The organism is Streptomyces sp. NPDC059567, assembly GCF_042735655.1.
Classification (GTDB): domain Bacteria; phylum Actinomycetota; class Actinomycetes; order Streptomycetales; family Streptomycetaceae; genus Streptomyces.
This window is the reverse complement of sequence record NZ_JBHWBS010000208.1, coordinates 1-2,267: the sequence shown is the minus strand read 5'-3', so window position 1 is coordinate 2,267 and position 2,267 is coordinate 1. Positions and strand designations below refer to the sequence as shown.

Sequence of the window (2,267 nt, the reverse complement as noted above, 5' to 3'; positions counted from 1 at the left end):
GCCGCCACCCCCGCGCGGGTGGCGGCCTTCGCCGTCGATCGGTCCGCGACTTAGATGTCGAAGTACAGCTCGAACTCGTGCGGGTGCGGGCGCAGCTGGATCGGGGCGATCTCGTTCGTGCGCTTGTAGTCGATCCAGGTCTCGATCAGGTCGGAGGTGAAGACACCGCCGGCCTGCAGGTACTCGTTGTCCGCCTCGAGGGCGTCCAGGACCGCCGGGAGGGAGGTCGGGACCTGCTGGACGTTCGCGTGCTCCTCGGGAGCCAGCTCGTAGAGGTCCTTGTCGATCGGCTCGGCCGGCTCGATCTTGTTCTTGACGCCGTCGAGGCCCGCGAGGAGCAGCGCCGAGAAGGCGAGGTACGGGTTCGAGGACGGGTCCGGCGCGCGGAACTCGACGCGCTTGGCCTTCGGGTTCGAGCCCGTGATCGGGATGCGCATGGCGGCGGAGCGGTTGCGCTGCGAGTACACCATGTTGACCGGGGCCTCGAAGCCCGGGACCAGGCGGTGGTACGAGTTCACCGTCGGGTTGGTGAAGGCGAGCAGCGACGGGGCGTGCTTGAGGATGCCGCCGATGTAGTAGCGGGCGGTGTCCGAGAGGCCCGCGTAGCCGGTCTCGTCGTAGAACAGCGGGTCGCCGTTGGCCCACAGCGACTGGTGGACGTGCATACCGGAGCCGTTGTCACCGAAGATCGGCTTCGGCATGAAGGTCGCGGTCTTGCCGTTGCGCCAGGCGACGTTCTTCACGATGTACTTGAAGAGCATCAGGTCGTCGGCCGCGGCGAGCAGCGTGTTGAACTTGTAGTTGATCTCGGCCTGGCCGGCGGTGCCGACCTCGTGGTGCTGGCGCTCGACCTGGAGGCCGACGTTCTCCAGCTCCAGGGAGATCTCCGCGCGCAGGTCGGCGAAGTGGTCGACCGGCGGGGCCGGGAAGTAGCCGCCCTTGTAGCGGACCTTGTAACCACGGTTGTCCTCGACCGCACCGGTGTTCCAGGCGCCGGCCTCGGAGTCGATGTGGTAGAAGCCCTCGTTGGCGGTGGTGTTGAAGCGCACCGAGTCGAAGACGTAGAACTCGGCCTCGGGGCCGAAGTACGCGGTGTCGGCGATGCCGGTGGAGGCGAGGTACGCCTCGGCCTTCTTCGCGATGTTGCGCGGGTCACGGCTGTACTGCTCGCCCGTGATCGGGTCGTGGATGAAGAAGTTGATGTTCAGCGTCTTGTCGCGGCGGAACGGGTCCAGGCGGGCCGTCGACAGGTCGGCGCGCAGCGCCATGTCGGACTCGTGGATGGCCTGGAAGCCGCGGATCGACGAGCCGTCGAAGGCCAGCTCCTCGGACGGGTCGAACGCCGTCGCCGGGATCGTGAAGTGCTGCATCACTCCCGGAAGGTCACAGAAACGGACGTCGACCATCTTGACGTCGTTGTCCTTGATGAACTTCTTGGCCTCGTCGGCGTTCTGGAACATCCAACTCCTCCTACTCCCGGCCCGGGGAGGGGCGGGGTTGCAGCTCGGTCGTGCGGCCAGTGCGGTGGCACACGCTGGACCCGACCATAGGCAGACGGGATTTCTCAAGCATGACCCATTTGTTTCGCCCAAGTTAACCGGGGCGGCCGCGCTCGGCATCGCGAAGCGCCGTGCGCGTCCGACCTCGACCCGGGCCGAAGTGATCAAAAACGGGCGCAGTACCGTGGACGCGTGGACAACAGGCAAGCAATGGGATCGTGGCTCTCGGGACCCCGCGCGGCGGCCGAGGACGCAGGCGTCGACTTCGGTTACCGGGGGGAGCAGCTCGGACTTCCCGAGGAGGGGCCCGGCTCGATCGCCCGGCCCGGCCGCAGGATCGGCGCCCTCGCCGTCGACTGGGCGCTGTGCATGTTGATCGCATACGGCCTGCTCACCGACGGCTACAGCCAGGCGACCGGCAACTGGGCGATCGTCATCCTGCTCGCCCTGAGCGTGCTCACGGTCGGCACCGTCGGCTCCACCCCCGGCAAGCGGCTCTTCGGCCTCCGTGTCGCCTCGGTGAACGGCGGCCGGCTCGGCTTCCTCCGCGTCGTCGTCCGCAGCGTCCTGGTCTGCCTCGCCATCCCGGCCCTCATCTGGGACCGCGACGGCCGTGGCCTCCACGACCGGCTCTCCGGCGCCGTACAGGTCCGGATCTGACACACGTAGGACGAACGGCGCAGACCGAAGAAGGGGCGCCCCCGTACCGATCGGGGTCTGTGGGGGTGGGTGTGACACACACTCACGCACACACACACGCTGTGAGCC

At 67.7% G+C, this 2,267-nt stretch carries 2 protein-coding genes; one reads left to right on the top strand and one right to left on the bottom strand.

Annotated elements, in window-relative coordinates:
* Positions 1-50 precede the first annotated feature (50 nt).
* Positions 51-1,460: a type I glutamate--ammonia ligase gene (gene glnA, locus ACFVZW_RS37015; RefSeq protein ID WP_361961851.1), complete on the bottom strand. Its 1,410-nt coding sequence runs from the start codon at positions 1,458-1,460 to the stop codon at positions 51-53.
* 231 nt (positions 1,461-1,691) lie between these two features.
* Here glnA and ACFVZW_RS37010 point away from each other — a divergent pair, with 231 nt between their 5' ends.
* Complete coding sequence (locus ACFVZW_RS37010) at positions 1,692-2,159, top strand: RDD family protein (protein WP_384530990.1); 468 nt, start codon at positions 1,692-1,694, stop codon at positions 2,157-2,159.
* The last annotated feature ends 108 nt before the right edge of the window (positions 2,160-2,267 follow it).

Excerpts from the sequence above, each read along its gene's own strand:
- glnA (WP_361961851.1), bottom strand. The coding sequence starts at position 1,460 with ATGTTCCAGAACGCCGACGAGGCCAAGAAGTTCATCAAGGACAACGAC.